This is a genomic window from Cytobacillus sp. Bva_UNVM-123 (assembly GCF_046351715.2).
In the GTDB taxonomy this organism is placed as follows: domain Bacteria; phylum Bacillota; class Bacilli; order Bacillales; family Cytobacillaceae; genus Cytobacillus.
Window position 1 is genome coordinate 257,162 of record NZ_CM177772.1, and the last position, 22,102, is coordinate 279,263.

Here is a 22,102-nt window from a genome sequence, read left to right on the forward strand (position 1 = left end):
GTTTTCCATTTTTTTAGGATTTCTTCGAAGGATGAAGTTGAACTTATTCAAGGTCACGGAGATGAAAGCGTCTTTCCTCATGAAAAGGGCCATATTACGGAATAAAAGCTTTTATGAAATGTTACCTAACGACGCTTTGGGGGGCTTTTTTTCTTCAACGCAGCAGCATTCCTGTAATAACTGAAAATGAGATTTGAACAAAAAAAGACCTCTTGATAAGATGAATGTGTCCTGAGCTGGCCAGCTAAAAAGGACAAAAAACATCTATTTGGAGGCCTCACAATGAATTATAACCAAAATTAAAAGATCTCTCAAATCACTTCTAAAACCTTAATTGTCGGCGTAGATATTGCCAAGCTAAATCATGTCGCGAGAGCACAAGATTTTAGAGGATTGGAACTAGGTAAAACGTGTTTCTTTGAAAATACGAAAAAAGGATTTCAATCGTTTCTAGATTGGATTAACCGTCTAGTTAAAGAATGTAAGTTAAACAAAGTGATTGTAGGCATGGAGCCAACTGGTCACTACTGGTTAAATCTAGCTCACCTACTGAAAGAGAATGATATTAAGTTCGTATCTGTCAATCCATTACATGTTAAACGAAGTAAAGAATTAGATGATAATTCGCCTACAAAGAATGACGTGAAAGATGCAAAAGTCATCGCACAATTAGTCAAAGATGGAAGATACGCCGAACCAACAATTCCACAAGGAGTTTATGCAGAGCTCCGAGTGGCTAAAAAACTACGCGATCTCCTCAATGTTGACTTACAAATTGTTCAAGGACAAGTTCATAATTGGCTTGATCAATACTTTCCAGGGTTTTTGACAGTATTTAAGAGCTGGGAAGGAAAAGCAGCTATTCAATTTCTAAAGCTAGAAGCCTTACCTCACGAACTCGTAAAGTATACAGAAGAAGAGCTATTACTCTATTTACGACAAGTGGTAAAGCGCAGTATCGGTATGAAGAAAATACGAGCATTAAAAGAAGCAGCCAATCGCTCGATTGGCATTAGGCAAGGATCAGCAATGGCGAAATTAGAGTTAAGAGCTCTAATAGAGAAGTATGAATTTATTCAATTGAAATTCGAAGAATTAGATCAACAATTAGATCAATTGTTAGATCAAATCCCAGGCGTGACTCAAATGTTAGATGTATGTGGGATTGGTCGAGATACAGTAGCAGGTTTTTTCGCAGAGGTCGGCGACCTCGGAGACTATCAACATCCTCGCCAAATCATAAAATTAGCAGGTTTAAGTTTAAAAGAAAACACATCTGGAAAACACAAGGGCCAGACCAAGATTAGTAAACGGGGACGAAAGAAGTTAAGGGCCCTCTTATTCCGAGCAGCCATGATACTAGTGGCAAAGAATAAAGCATTCAAAGTTCTTCATATCTATTACACAACACGTTCTCACAATCCTTTAAAGAAAATGCAATCTCTGATTGCCTTGTGCAACAAACTTATTCGAATTCTGTTTTCAATAGGTAAAAAACAATTTACGTTTCAAGAAGACAAGATGTTAAAGGATATCCCTCATATGGCAACCTTTGTGGAGCATCTAGCAGTCGCATAAGTTTAACGAATTTAAGGTTATACAATCACTTCATTAGTCACAATCATCTACAAGAGAAGCACGGATTAGTCGGCAAAGCAACTAACGTAAGGCTTAGATCCTGTGGAGCAGCATGACCGACATCCACCTCATGGAAAGGTTGAACGAAGGAATGTAGGAGCATCGACTCTGTGAGGCATGGGAGGGTTGACCTCCATGAGACATGTGGATATCCAAAAGTGCGATCATAACAATACTAAAACCAATTTTTTCCTATGATTGGCTAGTTTAGTATACACTTTTTTCGGTAAATTCCTAACCTTGAGGAGCATTGCTGATCTTACGTAGATAATGGTTAATGATATGGTTATGAAATCTTAAGAATTCTAGAGCAATCGTGAGATTGTGATTAGTTTATTGAGGGAGGTTAGTTGAAGAAGGATAACAATTTATAAATATTGTTGAGTAGTGTAAAAAAAGAAACATACTAACATTAGTAGTACAAACCAAGGCCATGGTTTGTACTACTAATGTTAGTATGTTTTATATGATATCTTTTTTAATTAAATATATATATTTCATCAGTTCTTCGATGCCTTTAAATTGAAGAAAAAGTTGTTCATTTAGATTTTCCAAAGCAAGTTGAAGAGAGCGTTCGATTTGACCATAGCTGTGTGTATCTAAATCATGTAAAAGCATCTTCATATTTTCAATATAAAAAACGGTTTTTCTCAAACTGCTAATGACTAGTATTTTACGTAGTTCAGGCAGTGTGAACATCCTATAACCGTTGTTTTTATTTCTTTCTGAATGAATTAACCCTTCGTGTTCCCAATGACGTATAGCTGAAGTATTTACGCCTGCTATCTCTGCGACCTCTCCAATACTCATAAATTCTTTTAATTTTATTTTATTAAATTGGGTAAAATCTGTAGTTTGAATCATAGTGAGTATTTCTTCCACTCTTTGTTTCTCTACTTGTATATGGAATAGTTGTTCATTTACTAACCAAAGAGCTGTATCAAATTTTTCTTTCTTAATCATTCTCATTACATCATAAACCATGGGGATTTCATACCCTTTTAACAAAGTTCTAATAGCATTAAATGCTTGGAAATGAACCGATGTATAGATGCGGTGATTACTTTTCGTTCTTGGAACCTCTGGGATGAGATCTTGTTCTTCATATCTTCTCAAGGTTGTAGTGCTAATATTTAAAATTTCCGCAATGTGTTTTGGGGTGTATTTATCCATTTTTAATACTCCTTGTTTAAAGTAAAAGATTAAAGTGCTACAATAACATTTTTTATTTAAAATCCTATCATTAAAGGGAAAATAACTATAAAACCGAAATATTGCATGAATGTTATATGATAGTAGTTAAACAAATTAGGAGTGATTAACATGGAGAAAATCATAAAACTTATGGATGAAACAGAAATAAAAGTTGGTTTAGTTGGAAATCCCGATTTTAAGATAATCATGCTGCCAGTAGCTAAAGAATCTGTTTATGGCCAAGAAGCCGAAAATTTAAAGTTGTGGGGAGTTGATCCTGAGCAAGGGAAACACTTTATTGAAGGACTGTTAGACGAGTTTCAAGTTTTATATTTTGACTATGAAGGACATCGATTGCAAAACCCGAATCCAGAGAATCTTACACCTAATAACATTGTAAATGATTTGATATTAATTGCTGATGAAATGAACGTTAATAAGTTCAGCTATTATGGCTACTCTTGGTTGGCTTTAGTTGGCTTACAATTAGCCTTTAGGACAAATCGATTAGAAAGTTTAATTATGGGTGGTTTTCCACCATTAGATGGCCCATATAAAGAAATGATGGTAGTTACCAATAAAACGTACCACCAGGCTTTGGAAAATCAAAATTCTCCTGTTTTCGATGAACAAGAAAACATTGAAAGTCCAGAAGAGATCGATTGGGATAACATAAAGTTGAAGATTGACACGAATCAAACCAAACAATTTGTAACGATGTACAAAAATTTATTGGATTTTGATGATCGAAAAATTCAACATCGATTATCTATTCCAAAACTGACGTTTGCAGGTGAAAAAGATACAATTGTTTATGGGGAAAACTTTGGGAATGTTACAGTTGATATTGTAGGTATCTTACAGAAAAATAAAGAAGAATTAGAACACTGGGGATGGGATGTAGAAATAATAAAGGGAAATAAGATGGATCACACCAAAGCAATGCAACCAATATCAGTTCTGCCATTGATAACGGCTTGGTTAATTGAAAAATTAAAATAAACTCATTAAACTATATTTTTCTTATTGACAGGGGCTTTAGTTGAAAAACGATCTTCCACAATCGGGCGCTTTAATTGAACAACATAAGCAAAAAATAATCAAACTTTTTTATAAAAATTGTATAGTGCTTCACAAAGAATGAACCCGTTTTGATCAGTCTTTTTTAAAATGGGTTCATTTTATTTAACTTGGAGCCTTATCCCTTTATCAAGCATTAATATAAGATTTCTGTTCGTCGTGCCAAGATTTTTTCCACGTTTCCTCCAGCCCTTACCTCACGATAAGTGCCTTGCGCTTCCTTAGTGGTTGGTCGATGTGTACCCCCACAGTGGACTTTCACCACCTAGATAGTTGTCATGCCTGACACACAAGCAAAAAGGCTGCAGCCCTTGAAATACAGGCGTAGCCTTCCTTGTTTATTCAGCTTTTTGCTCTTGATTAAACCATTCCTCAACGGAGGCTTTGGAAATCGCATAAGCCCAAGTGCTGTCCGATTGGAACAGCCAGATCTGGCAAATATAATTATTGCAAAAATACATTAATCTCATTGCGTTAAATGGATACTTGGAGAAATTCCTCCTAGGATACATCAATTTTCATCCAAAAACACAATATCTCCCTCAAACAGGAGAAAAAGATGTACAATCGCAACAATTTTCGTAAATTTCGTTTTTAACCAGGGATTTGATGTATATTCGCAGTGTTTTGCGTTGTGATGGCGTTACGAATACCACGAATGAGATGCAAATCGACCGAAAAAAGCAGGCTCCTGAACAAAGGGAGTATCGACAAAGGGAGTTATTTCTACAATAAAGCGGTGCGCGCTCAATGACCCCAACCTTTATATTTTCAAGAAGAAACGGTTGACACCGTTACATCACGAACGAAGCCGAAATGGCGTCTAACAGCACATTTCGGCTTTTATCCTCTCCAATATTCTACATACCAACAAGACAACATAATACGCTTTAACCTACCGGAAGACCGGATTCCAATTTGCTCAGTGCATCCAGAAGCAGCTCTTTGAAATCTGATTCAGGATGCTGGGCGTAATGAAGCATGACTGAGGCACAGACACCCACTACCGCACCCGCCAGTACCTGCACTCCCCAATCATTCTTGTTCCGTCCAAGCCGTTTAGCTACTTGATCGGTAATCATATTCATCGTCGTCAGCATATTGTTTACTGAAGCAGCGCGCAATTCCGGAATCGACATAACGACCTGGATCCGTTCTCTCATCGTCTTAATTTCCTCTTCAGTCATATCATCTACGCCGGAAATAAACGCATTGCGAATCGCATCCAGCGGGCTTAGCTCAGGCGGCTGCTTTTCAAAAGCTTCAATCATGATCGGATCATAATTGTCGATGATCAGTACATCTTCCTTCGTGGGGAAATAGCGAAAAAAGGTGCTCTGCGAAATTTCCGCCGCCGCGGCAATCTGCTCAACGGTTGTCTCCTGGTAGCCATTCTCACGAAATAATCGCAAGGCATGCTGCTGCACTGCAGCTATGGTTCTTGCCTTTTTACGTTCGCGCAGGCCAGTAGACGGCTTTTTATTTGGAGGCATCTCAGCTCCCCCTTCTTCATAGTTTACATATCCAAGTCTCCTGCACCCGCATTCAGCCCCTTTTTACTCCGTAAAAAAAGGACGGCGAGTAACAAGCCCACTACAGCTATTATACAGCATAACCAGAATAAATGACTCATTCCGCCTATAAAAGCATTGCGTACCTGTTCAAGCAAGGAAACTTCGTTCAGCTGTTTGGCGACAGCTACGCCTGCGGCAACATTGCGCTGCACCGCCTCCGCGGCTGTTTCCGGAAGCCCGCCGATATCCAGTCCATCACGATAAGATCGGCTAAGCACCGTACCTAATACGGCAACGCCAATGGTTCCGCCTATATTACGCAAGGACATAATGAAGGCAGACCCGACCCCGCTTTGCTCTGCTGTCAGCGCAGACATCGCCAGGTCCATTGCCGACGGCAGTACAAAACCAATTCCTAGGCCGGATAAAGTAATCCAGACCGCTACAACCCCGTAGCTGTCTGTTATCGTTGTATTTGCTCCAAGCGCAAGGGAAAATGCAAGAATAATAAAGCCGAGCGCAATCGTTAGCCAAGCTCCTGCTTTTTGTTGAAGGCCATCCGCAATTTTGGAACCGATAATCAGTCCTCCTACTAGCGGCAATAAGCGCAAGCCGGCTCCAAGGGCGTCCGTTCCTTCTACGCCTTGGAAATATTGCGGTAACACAAACAGCAGGCCGAACATGACAAATGAGATGATCGTAGCCATGACCGAGCCCCAAGTAAACGCTGTCGAGTGGAACAGCCGTAGATCAACGAGCGGTTGACGGCTACGGCGCTCCCACCAAACAAATCCGGCCAACAGCAATACACCAAGTATGAGCGTTGACAAAGCACCTATATGGTTCCATCCGAGTTCGCCCGCTTCAATAACCCCATACGTAATGCCGATCAAGCCGATGCTGGATAGCAGGATGCCTACATAATCGACGCGTGTACGAACATCGCCGCGCGACTCCTTCAACAGAAGGCCGATTGCGGCCATTGCAACGACGACAAATGGAATATTAATCAAAAATACCGAACCCCAAGCATAATGGTTCAGTAGCCAGCCGCCCACAATCGGTCCGAGCGGAATACCAACAGCATTCGCCATAACCCAGACGCCGATAGCCTTCGAACGCTCCTCTTCGGCAAACAATACCGGAATGAGTGCCATGGACAGCGGTACTAACAATGCAGCGCCGAGACCCAGCAGTGCCCGCCCCACAATTAATGCGACAACTGTGTCCGCATATGCACAAACAATTGAGGCAATACCAAACAGCAGCAGCCCAAGCAGCAGTATTTTTTTGCGTCCAAGCCGGTCGCCAAGCAGTCCAGCAGGCAATAAAGCTGCGGCAAAGACAAGTGTGTATGCATTTGCAAACCATTGCAGTTCACTATTTCTCGCTTGCAATTCCATTGCCAATGTAGGCAAAGCCAAATTTAAAATCGTCATGTCCAGTCCAACAGCAAGTAGCCCAATGGCCAGTGCAGTAAGCACCCACCATTTGCGATTCCCGCTTCTCTCCATCCTCTTCTCCACCTCTCGATTAATATGACAGTAACTTTCATTTGATAGTGTATTTCATTTGGTAGTTGATGTCAATATTTTCTTCCACAAACTATTTTCACGCTTGTGCAGTCTAACCTTATAGAGTGACCGGAAAAACGGCAATATGTCAAACAGAACGGGGTGAGAGCGTGAACGACGATTTGGTGGACAGAGTTACACTAATCAGGCGGGCAAGCAAAGGCAACGATGCTGCCTTCACTCAACTGATGAGCGGAGAGAAGCATAGGCTCTACCGTATCGATTTTGCCCATTTGTAGAACGAGCTTGATGCACTGGAAGCCATCCAAGAGACGACGTACCGTGCTTATAAATCGAGCAGCAAATTGGTGAACCGAGGTTTTTTGGAACTTGTGTCACTCGTATCTTGTTGAACTATTGTACGAGTTAAAGCGCCGGAAGCGTATACTTATCAATACAGAGCATACGGGCCGAACTCTGGACGGATATGTCTCCGCTTCAACGGTCGATTCTTTAGGCAGAATGTTAGGAATCGCAGCCTCGAATTCGCAATTAGACTCGCAGGCGGTGGTGATACGACTAATGCTTGACCAACTTCAGCCACATCCTTCATCAGCGTTTCCCCCTGTTTATATGCATGGAACGTTTGCTGATTTGTTGTTGCCTTACACGTTTCAATGGTTTTGATGAATTGCTGCCTGTTTCTAATGTAGTTTTATAAAAAAGATTGATCATTTAAAATAAAGTTCGATTATTAAAATTAAAGATTGATTAAAAACCTTAGTTGATATACAGGATTTTTTCATGTTCCACAATTGGGCCATTATGTTGAATAAAAGGATAGCTTTTTAGCAATCGAGAAGAATTCTTTATCGTATGAGTGAGGAAGCAAGGACAGCGTTGCAATATTGGATATGAATATAGCCTTGCATTCTGTGAAGAAATTTTTAGATTTTGAAATTCAATCTGTGATATGTTACCATGTCGGCTTATGTCAAGATAACGTAAAAGGTCAACTGTAGCATCTCGTTAAGGAAATGGAAAACGACTAAAGTAAACGCGTTTGCTTTAAGACGTTCAAACGTAAATCAGATCACTTGTGTTCTGGTATAGCGAGGGTGGTCTGATTTATCTTCTTTTCATGACCGACGATAATTGGATCTAGGCAATTGGAGTTGGTCAGGGCTGTGTTTTAAACTTTAATTGCGAAACATCATCAATCATGATAAAGTGCAATTGTCAGAAGGTTCAGCACAAATGTAAGGCTGGGCCCGAAATGACTGAACTAAAAAAATAAAACCATAATGGAGGTATATAGTTATGCGGCAATTTAAAAGAACAGGAGCGGAAATCAATATGAGAAATGAAAAGAGGATATTACTGAATGAAAATATTAAATATAGGGATCCTTGCACATGTCGATGCAGGGAAGACGACCCTTACGGAGAATATTCTATATGAAACAAAGGTTATAGACGAGCTTGGAAGAGTGGATAAAGGCAATACTCAGACGGACACCATGGAGCTGGAGCGGAGAAGAGGCATCACGATTAAAGCTTCGACGGTATCTTTCACAATCCAAGATCTTAAGGTAAATCTATTAGATACACCAGGGCATGCTGATTTCATATCAGAGGTGGAGCGATCTATGAGCGTCCTTGACGGCGCAATACTCGTGATCTCAGCCGTTGAAGGGATACAGGCGCAAACCAAGATCCTGATGAACAGTTTGATGAAGCTAAAAATACCTACTCTGTTGTTTATTAATAAGATCGATAGAAGTGGGGCCGATTCTTCTAAAGTTATCCAAAATATTGAGGAGAAATTAACTGATCGAGCTATCCCTTTATATACAGGAGTAAATGAAGGAACGGATACTGCGCAAGCTGAAAGTTATGACTTCGGTAGTGAAGCGTTCGTAGAAAAATGCATTGATGTGCTGTCGATGAATAATGAGACGGTGCTTGAGGATTATGTAAACGGCAAGGTGCAGACTGAGGAAGCCTTAAGACATGAGATCAGCCAACAATCGAAAGAGGGAAAGGTTTTCCCCGTATTCATTGGGTCTGCGATAAAAGGTATCGGTGTCAAAGCGCTGATTGACAGTTTAGAAGCTTTCCTTCCTGTAAATTGTGGTCGGGATACAGCAGGCGATCGACAAGCCCTTTCTGCGGTGGTTTTTAAGATAGAAAGAGAGCGTTTGGGAGAAAAGAAAGCCTATGTCAGGTTGTTCTCAGGTGTACTTCGAGTTAGAGAGGAAGTCCTTGTCAGCAGGAGAAATAGTAAGGGTGAGCTGGAGACATCCACGGATAAGATCAAAATGCTCAGCGCGATTCGAGAAGGTAAGACGCTTCATGCAGAAAAGATTGAAGCGGGAGACATCGGGATTGTTCATGGCATTAAATCTCTTAAAATCGGCGATGTCCTTGGAGAATGGACGGATTACATCAGAAATGTATCCTTTGCTGAGCCGAATATGGAGACGAGGATAGAGGCTAATAATAGCGAGGATACTCAAAAATTGTATGAAGCGCTAACTTCTATAGCGGAGGAAGACCCGCTTATTAAAATATCTAGGGATGATTTTAATCAAGAAATCTATATCTCGCTTTTCGGTGAAATACAAAAGGAAGTCATTAAAACGGTGCTTCAGGAGCAAGATAATATAGAGGTTAGTTTTTCTGAAACGAGGATCATATGTATAGAGAAGCCAAAGGCTGCTGGAAGTGCGGTCGAGGTCATGGGAAGTAGCGGGAATCCATTCTATGCAACGATAGGATTTAAGGTTGAACCTAGTGAGCAAAATAGCGGGATCATTTATAAGCTCGGTGTGGAATTAGGTTCCCTTCCCTTATCGTTTCAAAAAGCAATAGAGGATACGGTGTATCATGTATTGAAGCAGGGTTTATATGGTTGGGAGGTGACGGACGTCATTGTGACGCTGACACACACTGGTTATGCTAGTCCCGTAAGTACTGCCGGGGATTTTAGAAACCTGACGCCGCTCGCTTTGATGGAGGCTTTGGCAAAGGCCGGTACAGAAGCTTATGAACCCATTAACAGCTTTGAGCTCAGAGTGCCAGCACAAGCTTTGAGCAAGGCCATATTTAATCTTTCAACAATGAAGGCGGATTTTAATGATCCTATATTAAAGAATGAATCAGTTCTCATAACAGGAAGCATACCGGCCGCAACAACTGAGCCATTTAAGACCGGTCTTCACTCCTATACGGAGGGTGAGGGCGTCTTTATCGCTAGGCCGTCAGGCTATAAAAAAATTGATGGAGAGATACCAACAAGAAAGCGAAGCGACTATAATCCCCTGAATAAAAAAGAATATTTGATGCATGTGCAGAATGCTGTGAGAAAATAGAAGCTGGCGCCAGAGCTGGTTCGATTTAAACAATCGTGCTACTAAGCTTTTCATGAAACATAAATTGTGCTAACAAATAATATAGTTGTTTAAAAAATAAAATAGTTGTTTAAATATATGTGTAATTTGCATCTGTTTGCTTATAAATGAAATAAGCGAACGGATGTTTTTTGTTTTGGGATGGTCATTGACATTTATCCAAATGAATCATTGCGTTTTTTTCATTGTTTCCCCTTTTTGTACAAGCTACAATAATCACGGGAATGATAATCATTTTCAATTAAAGGTAAGAAGGAAAGGGGCAATAAATGTGAAGAGACATCTTGGAAAGCGAATTATACTATGGGGAGGGAGTTTCCTCCTGTTATTGTTGATATTATCGGCATGCAATAATTCTAATGGCAACGTGTCTGATGCGCAGGTAAAGGAAAATAAGAAAACAACTCAATCTGATGTGCAAGCAGAGGAAAGCGAGAAAACAGTTCAATATACAACGATTACAGGTGAACAGGTTGAAATACCTGCAAATCCAAAACGAGTCGTTTATATTGGTCAGACAATTGGTGATTTCTTAGCGATGGGTATTCCAGTTGTTGGTAATAACCTTCCCCAGGATCCTCCTAGTTACTATGAAGGTAAAATTGAAGAAATTGTTGATGTTGGAAATCCTGGTAACTTAGAGACGATTCTGACTTTAAACCCCGATCTGATTATTAATGGTTATTACAAGGCGGATGCAGAACAGAATGAGGCATTGTCGAAAATTGCCACTACTATTCCCTTCAACCCAGCTCTTCCTTATACAGAACGTGTAAAGGAGATGGGGAATATCTTTGGCAAACAGGAAGAGGTAGCTCAATTGATTGCTAAGTTTGAAACACAGTCGAAAGAAATGTTTGATATGTTTCAATTAGCAGAAGGGGAGACAGCAACAGTTTTCTACCAGTTAGGTAAAACGCTTTATGTTATGGGCAATCGTAGCTTTGGTGCCATTATTTATGGAGAGAATGGCTTTGCTGTCCCACCAGCTGTACAGAAGAATATTATTGATGTAGAAGGCGTGTCTTTCGTTACGATTTCAGAAGAGGTGCTTTTAGAGTTTGCTGGTGATCATTTGTTTATACTTGTACAAGATGATGATGAAAGTAAAACAGAAGCTGACCGACTGCTACAAAGCCCGGTATGGGGAACTCTACCTGCAGTCCAAAAGGGAAATGTCTACGTTGTTCCCAATGAATGGAATACGGATAATTTGTTAGCTTTGGAGCAATTGTTTGAAAAGCTGCCACAATGGATGCATCGACAGTAAGAAATTGTATCTGCCCATTAAGTTCTTTAAACCGTTCGTTTTCTAAAATAGCGCATACTCGAACTATAGTTGAAAGTGGGTCATTATATGCTATAATGGTGATAATGATAATCATTTTCAGTGGTTGGAGAGTTGCTTATGAATCTAGCAGCCCTGTATATTAAGCTGCAACACTATAATAGGTTTCAAGTTGACCAGACGATACCTGCGAGTAGCCATAATGAGGAAATAAACAATAATGAAACAAATTTATGCACATTATTGATAGCACTCAGTCATGGCATCCGGCTGTATGTAGACAAAATTGCTAGCGATCTGCGACAAGGGAGCTGCATTCTAGTTTTACCTGTACAAAGCTACACGGTGGAATCAAGTAACAAAGAGGCACAGCTTGCGCGCTTTACCTTTGAAACCTTTAAAGTAGAAGGAATGACTTTGAATCCGGTTGCTCATCCACCTTTGCTGTGTGGTTATCCCTATAATTTGTTATTTTCTCAAGTCAAGCGAGTATTAGGAAATGAAGCATGGATAAGTAATCTATTTTGTTCCTCTCTATCCACATCAGAAATGGCTATGATGCAAGGTAGACTTCAGCTTATTCTAGGGATGATGGCCCAGTTAGATAAGCAAGCTGCCCATTCGCAGAACAAAGAAAAGATAAAAATGATACAACTTACTGTACAGTATATGGAGCAACATTATGATGAGGATTTGACAGTTGAACAACTAGCTAACATGGCCGGAATAGTTAGATGGCAATATAGTCAACAATTTAAAACATTGACCGGCAAAAAGCCAACTGATTATTTGGTCCATTTACGTATAAAACATGCAAAGAAACTTCTGTGTAATTCTACCGAGCCATTGAGCAAAATATCTCGACAAATTGGGTTTAAGGATGAATACTATTTCAGCCGGTGCTTTCATAAATTAACTGGACATACTCCGCGTGAATATGCGAATATCCATCTTCATACTCAGCAAAGAATAGTTATCGATTCACTTGGCAGAAAGGTTCATGTTCCTAAAGATGCAACACGTATTGTGACTGATGGCAAATATACCCTTGGAGAATTACTAGTTCTAGGCATATCTCCTATAGGAGCTGCCATCTCTATCATGAAAGATAACGTGATTTATCACAATAGGCTGCGAAATATTCATAGTATCGGGTATTGGGCTGATCCGGATAAAATAGCACAATTACAGCCAGAGTTACTATTGCTTAGCTATTTTCATCCTGAACAAGATTTGCAGAAACTAGATGCGATTGCTCCTACTGTTATACTGAACAGTAAGTTTAAACTATTTGAACGGTTACGGTATATCGCTAAACTATTTGAACGGAGTAAAGCGGCGGAGAAGTGGATTACTACATATGAGGACAAAGTAAGACTGATACGTAGGCAATTAGCTGATGCTTATGTTGCTGGGGAGACGGCTACTGTTTATCTCAAGTTAGGTGCAAGATTTTATATTATGGGTCAGAACGGATTGGCTGCAAGCTTGTATGAATCTCTTGGCTTTCGTCCCTCTGCCAAAGTGATGCACCTAATCGAGCAAGGACAAGCATGGATAGAAATTCAGCAACATCAAATCAATCACTATGCTGGAGAGCGCAATTTCATCTTGGCTTCTCGCCAAGAATTGCCAACTATTGCTCACTGTCCACAGATCGCCACTTTAGCCGAGTTAACTCCCGGTAAGACTCATTTTGTAGATTCTATATGGAATCATTGTGATCCCATCACACGTGAACGGTTGTTAGGGGTGTTACCGTCTATTTTTAAAAAGAAAACGATGTGATTAGAGACTTGATCTGCATGGTTTTCAGAAAATGGTAGAAATGAAGAACGAGAATGTGTAAGAAATAGTATTATTAGAAATTAAGCTATTTGGAATGATGAAAGATCCATATTAGGAGGAAAGCGGTATGACACAGGCGTTGGAGCTTTATGATATTACGATCATTGGAGGGGGACCTGCCGGGTTGTATGCGGCTTTTTACAGCGGCATGCGCGATATGAAAACCAAGCTGATCGAAGCGAAAGAGGAACTGGGTGGGCGGCTGTTGATTTACCCGGAGAAAATGATCTGGGATGTCGGCGGGGTTACGCCGATTCGTTGCGAACAGCTTATCAAGCAAATGATTCAGCAGGCTCATACGTTTGAACCGACCATTGTATTGGGGCAACAGATTAGCGGACTAGAGCAACTCGAGGATGGGACAATGCTTCTAACTGCCGTAACGGGGGAGCAGCACCATACACGTGCGCTTGTTTTGGCACTGGGATATGGTGTACTGAAGATGGCGAAGCTAGATATTGAAGGGGCTGAGCGTTATGAATTGACGAATTTGCACTATACCGTACAAGAGCTCGAAGGCTTCCGCGGCAAGCGGGTGCTCATTTCTGGTGGAGGTGACTCCGCAGTCGACTGGGCCAACGAATTGGAGCCGATTGCCGAAAGTGTCACTGTCGTACACCGCCGTGAACACTTCGGCGGACATGAGAAGAATGTGAAGCGGATGAAGGAATCATCCGTTGATGTTCGTACGCCGTATGCGGTGGCTCGGCTTCATGGCAACGAAAGCGGTGACGCCATTGAAGCGGTATTGATTGCTCGGGTGAATGCAGAGGGTGTTTTAATGGAAGATACGGAACAATTAAAGGTAGATGCTGTGATCGTCAATCACGGGCTTCGTGGTGACTTCGGTTCAATTGTCGATTGGGGTATGGATATGGGGCAATGGAATATTAATGTGAACGAGAAACTCGCAACCAATTTGCCCGGTATTTTTGTGGCCGGAGATACGGCAAACTACCCGTCTAAAGTGAATCTGATCGCCGGAGCGTTTACCGACGCAGTGTTGGCAGTCAACAGCGCCAAGTTGTACCTAGATCCAGCGGCATCAAAGGTCGCCTATGTTTCTTCGCATAATGCCAAGTTCAAGGAAAGGAATAAAGCGCTTGGCGTGGCGGAGGAAGATGCGTAGAATACTTCTATCAAAATAGGAAAATGGCAAACCTAATCGAAGAAATGGGACGCAAAACTACGGGTTTTCTGCACGGGTGCAAAGACCGCCTAGTTACCCTCTCGAACTTTCTATCAGGACAAGGCACTACCTTAGGGGTATGTGTCTTTTTGTCGTAACAGAAATGAAAACTCGATTTTTATACCATATTTACTTCTTACCCTCATAAAAAAGTAGGAAAAGTAAAAATAATGCATAGGTATCATTCTATTCTTTATTCAAATCGGACATTTTCTGAAATTTCTTCAATTTTACTCCATTTGATAATTTGAATCGTTTCGTCTTTCCGTCGGACAATTCCTTCATCTGACCACTGCTTTAATACCCGATTTAAATGTCGCTTGGTTGTACCAATAAGTGAAGCCACTTCATCCAATGTATTTGTCATAATATATTCTTTAAAGCGTGAAGGGGATTCTGTATCTTATCGGCTTAAATGGCCCATAAATAAAAAAAGACGCGTTTCTATATAAACGTGCCCTTTTATGGAATAACTAAGAAATGGTTTCCTTAAAATAGATTAATTCTCGCAATTCTTATATATCTTTTGATTTCTGTAGACTTTCTAATAAGGAGATTCCTATTTTTTCATCATCATTTCTACCTAATCTATAATTGGCCAAAACTACGGAGGCAACTTTCTTTTCCTTATCAATCCCTAAAAAAGAACTAAAGCATCCTGTTCCACCGCCATGTAATATAACATTATTACTGTTTTTCTTTAATAGCCACCATCCAAGACCCATATCATACTTCTTTGTTCCATTTCCATGTTTTTGATGACAAAGAGACAAATATGGTTTATCTTCGTAAATATTTATTTTTGCATATTTAAGTAAATTTTCAGCAGTTGAACTTATTGCACCCGCAGGTGATGCAAGATTTTCTTTGTTCCATTTCCAATTGCCGCAATCATTATTTCTTCTATCAAACCCGTGTAAATGATTATTTGATGTGCCTAAATAAGTATCGCTTAGTTCAAGCTCATTATGAAGAAAGTCATTCATAGTGTCCCAATATCCCCTGCCTGATACAAGTCCCAACCCATATCCAATAAGCGATATACCGAAATTTGAATATTTCCAAGAATAATTCACTTCTTTTAATTTATTTTTTTCAATTAGCATTTTCATTTTGTTTAAATCCATATCTAACGGGTTATTCTTATTCAAATCACCACCGCCACTTATTAATCCAAAAAGTATCTTGAAATATTCCCGCTTATTTAATGGCAGTGTTTCGGAATAGCCAGAAGAGTGGGTTGCAAGACGGAGTAATGTAGGATAATACTGGTCTTCCTCAAGTTCTTCAATATATTTTTGGATTGAATCGTTTAATAACATCTTGTTTTCAAAGACATATTTTGCTAGTAAAGATGCGGTGAAAGTCTTTGTAATAGACCCGATTTCATAATGATATTTTCTTGACGAATCAAGTTCACCGTTTTCGTTATATATTTTTATGACAGAATTATTGTTTGTTAAATAGCCAATAGTTAATTTTAAATGTGTTTTTCCTCTACAGGTCTTTTTAATTAATCGTAATGTTTCATCATTGATTTCAAACATAATGATTACTCCCCATATCCTTCATTTTAAAAATGTTGCAAAAGATTAATATAGATTCAAGATAAATTAGCAGATCCAGTTTATTTTCATTTTTTATTTCCCCGATTAATTGCTTGAATTCTTCGTTTCTCAAATTCCTTCATTACTCTCATTTGTAATTCATTGTTATCTCCACTTAATTTTAAGTTGCCCTCTTCCTCAAATCCATCGTGTTCCTCACCGTCAAAACGATAAAGTTTCTTTAAAAGGCCCCACATTGTTTCCAATTCTTCAGTTGATAAATTTTTAAAAAGTTCTTCCAAAAGGTAGATCCCTTTTTCCGCAACAACAAGTAATACATCCTTTCCATTTTCGGTAATTTTTACATTAACCGCACGTTTATCTTTTTTACTGGGAACTACGTAAACATATCCCTTATTTTCAATAATTGTAATTAACTGTTTTGTGCTCTGTTTTGTTGTACCTAATTTTCTAGCAATATTGTTCAAAGTCGTTTCATCTTCAGGTAAATGCGTAATTGCCACCATTGCCATATACTGTCTTGATGTTATAAGTTCAAGGAACTTGTCACCTTTTACCTGAATTTTATTTGCAAGAGAAAATAAGGTAGCGTAAGTTTGCTGCATTAAAAATAGTTCTCTGTAAATATCCATATTTACCCTCCATTTTAGACATTATAATGTCTAAAATAAGTGTATCACATTCTTCGTGTTAGTCAATATATTGTCTATTCTATCTTATCTTGAAATTAACGTTTTTTTATAATACTGCCGTTCTTAGCAGCTAGGAAAATACCCATTAATATTAGAGGATGCTGCTGTTTCGAAGATGAAGAATATGGCTACTTTTGCTGACGTGGGAATGAAGATTTAAAAGATAGAGAAATCTTTTCAGGTTAATGAATAACCATTTAATATCAAAACAGGTGTTGTTCAAGGAATAGCACCTGTTTATTTTTATTGAAAAAAATGTTTGTTGACTTAATGTCAACGATTTTTTTAAAAATACATGCACTTTTGTCAATTTCATTTATACAATGTAAAAATGGGATACGAAAGTTACAAATTAAGATGGGGCTAAATATTTTGATAGCTGTCATTTGTTTCCTCATGAGTATTGCGGGAATTTCATTTGGACTTTGATTATCAAATATCATTCCAGGGATGTTTCCGGATCACGCAACTCCGAGTATGATTGCTTCCCCAGCTTAAATGATAGTGTTGACAAAAAGTCAACGCTGGTCTATATTTCTAAATAGCATAAACCTACTAACTTACTAACTAACTATATAGGTATTTTTGGCGCACTTTCATTAGGATTATTATTATCCCAAGTATCTGGAGAATTTTAGTGCGTGGGTATTCATTTTCCCCACTGTCTTAAAGAAATCCTTATAAAGTTAGGAGAATCAAAAATGTCTGAAAAAATAAAGAGTAATAACCTTGGTTTACTGTTAAAAGAAATTTTAATGGAACGGTCATTATCGATGCGGAAACTTAGTGAGCTCACAGGAATTAATACGGCTACGATCTCACGAGTCATAAGCGGAAAACGAAAAGCTACTCCCGAACATTTACAAAAATTCGCCGACACACTTGATGTTCCTGTTATAGAGCTTTTTATAGCTGCCGGGTATCCTATTGAACAAAAGGTGAAAGAGCAGCAATCAGATAATCATGCCTTTGTTGACAGTATTAAAAATTTACTCAAATCCCCTAACCTATTTGATAAGCAGTTTACGATTGAAAGCGTTGAACAGCAATTATCTAATTATGGTCAATATATACTGACAGAGGAAGGGGAAAAGACGATTCTTAATGACTTTGAGGAAAAGATTCAGAAAGTGGGAGGCATAGGTCCATTCATCAATCATTTGAAGGATATGTATGAAAGATTTCGATTAAAGAAAGGTAATTCGGTTGAACTCGCCTTAATAGGGAGTGCACTCCTTTATTTTATTTTTCCGATAGACGTGATTCCTGATTACATTTTCCCGATCGGTTATGTAGACGATGCAATCGCTGTACAAATTGTCTTAAACTTACTAGAAAAAAGAAATTAGAGGAATGTTTAATTTAAGTGATTGGTGATGTTGATATGAAGAGAAGTCAGACGAGTAAAAGGAAATTAATAAGAAATATTTTTTTATTAGCTGCTTTTTTAGGAATCACCATAGCAGCTTATAGTATCTATCAATACAATCAAGGACTGTCTATAGCAAGTGACGGTCAGTTCAAGGATGACGGTGCAACGTTTGATTCGTTCGAAGGACCGGAGCCGGAATTCGGGGAAATTAATATTCTCATAATTGGTAGTGACACAAGAGGGGAAGAGAATGGCCAATCAGATGCGTTAATGATTGCTCACTATAACCAAAAATCTCATCGTTTAAAAATTGCTTCCATAATGAGAGATACATATGTTGATATCCCTGATTACGGAAAACTTAAAATAAATGCTGCATTTGCCATAGGAGGACCGGAGCTAGTAAGAAAAACAATTAAGCAGAATTTTGATATCGATGTTAATTATTATGCTGTTGTTGACTTTGAAGGGTTTCCAAAAATTGTGGATATTGTAGCTCCTAACGGAATAGAGGTAGACATCCCATATGAAATGTCGTATGGAATTGGGATGACCTTGCCTCCAGGGAAGCAAATTTTGCATGGAAATGAATTGCTTGGTTATGTTAGATATCGACACGACCGCTTAAGTGACTTCGGACGGGTAGAGAGGCAACAGGAGGTATTGTCCAAAATCAAGGAACAAGCTACCACAATTCATAGTCTGGTTAATCTCCCTAAGATGCTTGGGGTTGCCGATCCATACATTGATACAAATGTAGAAGCTAGTACAATTCTTGCAATTGGAAAAGGTCTAATAGCGGGAAAATCCAAACCGGTAGAGACAATACGTATCCCTATAAATGATTCCTATGTGAATGAACGTGTCAATGTAGGAGCAGTTTTAAAAATTGATTTCAATAAAAACAAACAAGCTTTAACAGACTTTTTAGCTGAAGATACCGACAGTAATTTAGAGTTGGAATAACAAAAATTAATAACTTAGTTGTCCGAGAACAGTTGTTGTTAACGAATAATAAAATAGTTTAAAAGATAATAAAGTTATTTAAATATAGTAGTTCAACATCCGTTCGCTTATAATAAAAATAATTGAACGGATGTTTTTTTATTTAAAGGAGAAAAAGACAGGAGTATTCAAGATAATCATTATTCTAGTTTAATAGATTATATATTGCCTCCAGGGGATGGGAATAGGAATAAGCTGAATTTCCGCTGACTCCTGATCTCGGCGAGGCGAGTGATCGAATGATGAGAGGGATGGGAAAATGAGCGATACCAGGACCAAATTGATGCTGGATTTGCAAAGAATTGAGAAGGATGAGTATCAGTTACGCGAAGGTGAGCAGCATCAAGATTTCTTACCTTTGTTACTTCAATATATTGGCGATCCTCAGCCAGAATTACGGGATAACCTGATTTATCCGATGTTTTATATGTGGATTAAAGAAGAGAATAGGTTTAGTGGAGAGGAGTTGCGTAGCCTCTTAACTATTCTGACTGATGAGAACCATTTGTTCTATAATATTGGCAGCGAGGAAGATCAGTCCGTTTTTACAAGGACGTTCTCTTCCTTGCCTATAGCGTTGATTGTGCAACGCCACAGACAGAATCCATTTCTCAATCAAGCGGAAATTGAGCAATTAATGTATGCAATGCTCCGTTATTATAAAGAGGAGAAGGATCTGCGAGGTTACCTTTCAGTAGGAGGCTGGGCTCACAGCGCATCGCACGGTGCGGATGTTTTTGTCGAGCTGGTGCAGTGCGAGGAGAGCAGCGTAGCAATGCTGCGTGAGGTTCTTGTCGCTATTTCTGGTATGCTTCATAACGGTAGGTACATTTTTAGCGATGAGGATGATGAGCGGTTGGTCAACATCGTGGATACGATGATTGACAAAGAGTTACTTCCCAATCAAGAAATCGCTGATTGGATTAGCGGCTTAGCGCAGTGCTGCGATTTGCCGAGAAGTCGCAGTCAGGTGATTGCTCGCGTGAACAGCAAGAATTTTATACGCAGTCTCTATTTCAGAAGGGGACAAGATAGCCGAGGGAATGAGCTTAACACTGTCATACTTGGCACTGAGGCAAAATTGAACAGGTTTTCTATCAGTTAAAGGATTAGAGGGGCTGTCCCAAAAGCCATGGAGAATTGGCTCAAGGGATTGCCCTGTTTTCCCTTTGGATTGTATAATATTTTATGTGTTTTTAATTAGAAGGAAGTGAATTCATGAGTGATTTAGAAAAAATTAAACTCGTGAAGCCACCATTTCCCAAGCTACGATGTTTTTCTTTCAAACCTATAATTAACTAGGAGAGGATTATTTTGAAGAAAAACATCGGAAACAAAACACCTAGCTTATTATTACTAATTGTATTAGTAGGTTTCCCGCAAATTAGTGAAACTATTTTTAGCCCATCATTACCTTCTATCGCAGAAGCGTTTGAAACTTCTATGAGTGATGCACAGCTTACGATGAGTGTGTACTTTATCGCCTTTGCCTTCGGAGTATTTTTCTTTGGGCGTTTATCCGATAAAATCGGTCGTCGCAAGGCAATGCTTTATGGGCTGTTTTTGTATTTTGTTGGCAACATACTTTGTTTAGTAGCAAATGAAATGGTGGTTTTATTAGTCGCACGTTTTATTCAAGCGTTTGGTGCAAGTGTTGGCTCTGTCGTGACACAAACGATTTTACGCGAAAGTTTTTCTGGTGTTGAGCGTCATAAATTGTTTGCGCAAATTTCGGCTGCCCTTGCCTTCACACCTGCCATTGGCCCGTTAATCGGTGGCTTTACCGATTATTATTTTGGCTTTAAAGTCGTATTTTTGGTGTTAGTTGTGATGAGCGTTATTGTATTTTGCTATGCGTTTTTACGCTTACCTGAAACAGCGCTTACTACAATCGAAATGAAGCCTCTACTACCAATAGTGAAGCGCATGATTACAAATGTGCGTCTATGGCGCTACGGCTTATTAATTGGCGGTATTAACGGTGTATTATTTAGCTATTATACCGAAGCACCATTTATTTTTACGCAATACTTTACACTAACAAGTGCGATGTATGGTTTTTTAGGCATTATCGTTGCGCTTGCTTCTATCGCAGGTGCGATGCTATCTAAACGACTCGTTAGCTACACAAAACCTGAGAAGATAATCGTACGCGGATTAGCCATTATGCTCATCGGTACATTGCTCGCGACATGGGTACATTTTTTACCGATTTCATTACAAATGCCAACCATGATTGTTAGTGTGTTCATTATTTTATTTGGGACAGGTACTGCTTTACCAAACTGTTTAAGCTTAGCGCTTATTGACTTTCAAGACGTCATTGGTTCTGCAGGTGCGATATTTAGCTTAGGGTATTATTTACTCGTCAGCGCTACAGTCTATGGTATGAGTGTTTTCCATAACGGAACAGTCCTTGCGATGCCACTCTATTTTTTAGTATTAGGGATTGTTATGCTTTTAATAAGCTTACCTTTACTTTATAAAAAAGCTGCGATGTTTTGAATAATGTCGCGATGCGAAAATAACTTTAGGCACCTAGAAAGTGATTGAACTTTTTTATAAAAACTAAACTTAAATCTGCTGGGTATGAATCCATTTTGAACAATTTTTTTCAAAATGGATTCTTTTTATTTATTGCAAAATGTGGATATATTAATACCTTGTTCCTACCAATATAAAATTATATTTATATTGGTAGGGCTGGCGTATTGCAAGAATTGAATCTCATCGCTGGGCAGCTTAACGGAGAAATCGTACACGGTTTTTAAAGAAATGATCCCCGATA

17 protein-coding genes and 1 riboswitch are annotated in these 22,102 nt (G+C 39.1%); of the genes, 10 read left to right on the forward strand and 7 right to left on the reverse strand.

The window, feature by feature from the left end:
• Window positions 1-306 precede the first annotated feature (306 nt).
• Window positions 307-1,578, forward strand: a complete 1,272-nt coding sequence (locus KDN24_RS01380) for an IS110 family RNA-guided transposase (RefSeq protein WP_409975414.1) — start codon at window positions 307-309, stop codon at window positions 1,576-1,578.
• A 522-nt stretch (window positions 1,579-2,100) separates the two neighbouring features.
• Here the strand turns inward: KDN24_RS01380 and KDN24_RS01385 are convergent.
• Window positions 2,101-2,811: a MerR family DNA-binding transcriptional regulator gene (locus KDN24_RS01385; RefSeq protein WP_409974913.1), complete on the reverse strand. Its 711-nt coding sequence runs from the start codon at window positions 2,809-2,811 to the stop codon at window positions 2,101-2,103.
• Between the two features lie 150 nt (window positions 2,812-2,961).
• On the opposite strand from KDN24_RS01385, the gene KDN24_RS01390 reads away from it, so the two are divergent.
• A complete protein-coding gene (locus tag KDN24_RS01390; RefSeq protein WP_409974914.1) occupies window positions 2,962-3,834 on the forward strand; it encodes an alpha/beta fold hydrolase in 873 nt (290 codons plus the stop codon).
• 968 nt (window positions 3,835-4,802) lie between these two features.
• Here KDN24_RS01390 and KDN24_RS01395 read toward each other — a convergent pair.
• From KDN24_RS01395 to KDN24_RS01405, 3 genes are all read right to left on the reverse strand, one after another.
• The gene (locus KDN24_RS01395) at window positions 4,803-5,405 is read right to left on the reverse strand and encodes an acyl-CoA-like ligand-binding transcription factor (RefSeq protein ID WP_409974915.1); all 603 of its coding nucleotides are present in this window, start codon (window positions 5,403-5,405) and stop codon (window positions 4,803-4,805) included.
• A 23-nt stretch (window positions 5,406-5,428) separates the two neighbouring features.
• On the reverse strand, window positions 5,429-6,940 hold the full coding sequence (locus tag KDN24_RS01400; protein WP_409974916.1) for a DHA2 family efflux MFS transporter permease subunit: 1,512 nt from the start codon (window positions 6,938-6,940) through the stop codon (window positions 5,429-5,431).
• A 451-nt stretch (window positions 6,941-7,391) separates the two neighbouring features.
• Complete coding sequence (locus KDN24_RS01405; RefSeq protein WP_409974917.1) at window positions 7,392-7,553, reverse strand: hypothetical protein; 162 nt, start codon at window positions 7,551-7,553, stop codon at window positions 7,392-7,394.
• A gap of 771 nt (window positions 7,554-8,324) precedes the next feature.
• Here KDN24_RS01405 and KDN24_RS01410 point away from each other — a divergent pair.
• The 4 genes from KDN24_RS01410 to KDN24_RS01425 all read left to right on the forward strand — a co-directional run bounded on the left by KDN24_RS01410 (window position 8,325) and on the right by KDN24_RS01425 (window position 14,617).
• On the forward strand, window positions 8,325-10,313 hold the full coding sequence (locus KDN24_RS01410) for a GTP-binding protein (protein ID WP_491348260.1): 1,989 nt from the start codon (window positions 8,325-8,327) through the stop codon (window positions 10,311-10,313).
• Between the two features lie 310 nt (window positions 10,314-10,623).
• Entirely contained in the window at window positions 10,624-11,622 is a 999-nt protein-coding gene (locus KDN24_RS01415; RefSeq protein WP_409974919.1) for an ABC transporter substrate-binding protein, read from the forward strand.
• Window positions 11,623-11,760: 138 nt separating this feature from the next.
• Window positions 11,761-13,428, forward strand: coding sequence for a helix-turn-helix domain-containing protein (locus KDN24_RS01420; protein WP_409974920.1), 1,668 nt, complete (start codon window positions 11,761-11,763; stop codon window positions 13,426-13,428).
• Window positions 13,429-13,555: 127 nt separating this feature from the next.
• Window positions 13,556-14,617, forward strand: coding sequence for an NAD(P)/FAD-dependent oxidoreductase (locus tag KDN24_RS01425; protein WP_409974921.1), 1,062 nt, complete (start codon window positions 13,556-13,558; stop codon window positions 14,615-14,617).
• Between the two features lie 15 nt (window positions 14,618-14,632).
• A riboswitch (cyclic di-GMP riboswitch) is annotated at window positions 14,633-14,718 on the forward strand.
• Window positions 14,719-14,870: 152 nt separating this feature from the next.
• On the opposite strand, the gene KDN24_RS01430 is transcribed toward KDN24_RS01425, so the two are convergent.
• From KDN24_RS01430 to KDN24_RS01440, 3 genes are all read right to left on the reverse strand, one after another.
• Window positions 14,871-15,044, reverse strand: coding sequence for a helix-turn-helix domain-containing protein (locus KDN24_RS01430; RefSeq protein ID WP_409974922.1), 174 nt, complete (start codon window positions 15,042-15,044; stop codon window positions 14,871-14,873).
• A 148-nt stretch (window positions 15,045-15,192) separates the two neighbouring features.
• Entirely contained in the window at window positions 15,193-16,224 is a 1,032-nt protein-coding gene (locus tag KDN24_RS01435; RefSeq protein ID WP_409974923.1) for a serine hydrolase domain-containing protein, read from the reverse strand.
• Between the two features lie 86 nt (window positions 16,225-16,310).
• Window positions 16,311-16,877: a MarR family winged helix-turn-helix transcriptional regulator gene (locus tag KDN24_RS01440; RefSeq protein ID WP_409974924.1), complete on the reverse strand. Its 567-nt coding sequence runs from the start codon at window positions 16,875-16,877 to the stop codon at window positions 16,311-16,313.
• A gap of 761 nt (window positions 16,878-17,638) precedes the next feature.
• Between KDN24_RS01440 and KDN24_RS01445 the strand changes: the two genes are divergently transcribed.
• The 4 genes from KDN24_RS01445 (at window position 17,639) to KDN24_RS01460 (ending at window position 21,819) form a co-directional block, all read left to right on the forward strand.
• Window positions 17,639-18,286, forward strand: a complete 648-nt coding sequence (locus KDN24_RS01445) for a DUF1232 domain-containing protein (RefSeq protein ID WP_409974925.1) — start codon at window positions 17,639-17,641, stop codon at window positions 18,284-18,286.
• 35 nt (window positions 18,287-18,321) lie between these two features.
• Window positions 18,322-19,275: an LCP family protein gene (locus tag KDN24_RS01450; protein WP_409974926.1), complete on the forward strand. Its 954-nt coding sequence runs from the start codon at window positions 18,322-18,324 to the stop codon at window positions 19,273-19,275.
• A 298-nt stretch (window positions 19,276-19,573) separates the two neighbouring features.
• Window positions 19,574-20,419, forward strand: coding sequence for a DUF2785 domain-containing protein (locus tag KDN24_RS01455; RefSeq protein ID WP_409974927.1), 846 nt, complete (start codon window positions 19,574-19,576; stop codon window positions 20,417-20,419).
• Between the two features lie 209 nt (window positions 20,420-20,628).
• Window positions 20,629-21,819, forward strand: coding sequence for a multidrug effflux MFS transporter (locus KDN24_RS01460; RefSeq protein ID WP_491348261.1), 1,191 nt, complete (start codon window positions 20,629-20,631; stop codon window positions 21,817-21,819).
• The last annotated feature ends 283 nt before the right edge of the window (window positions 21,820-22,102 follow it).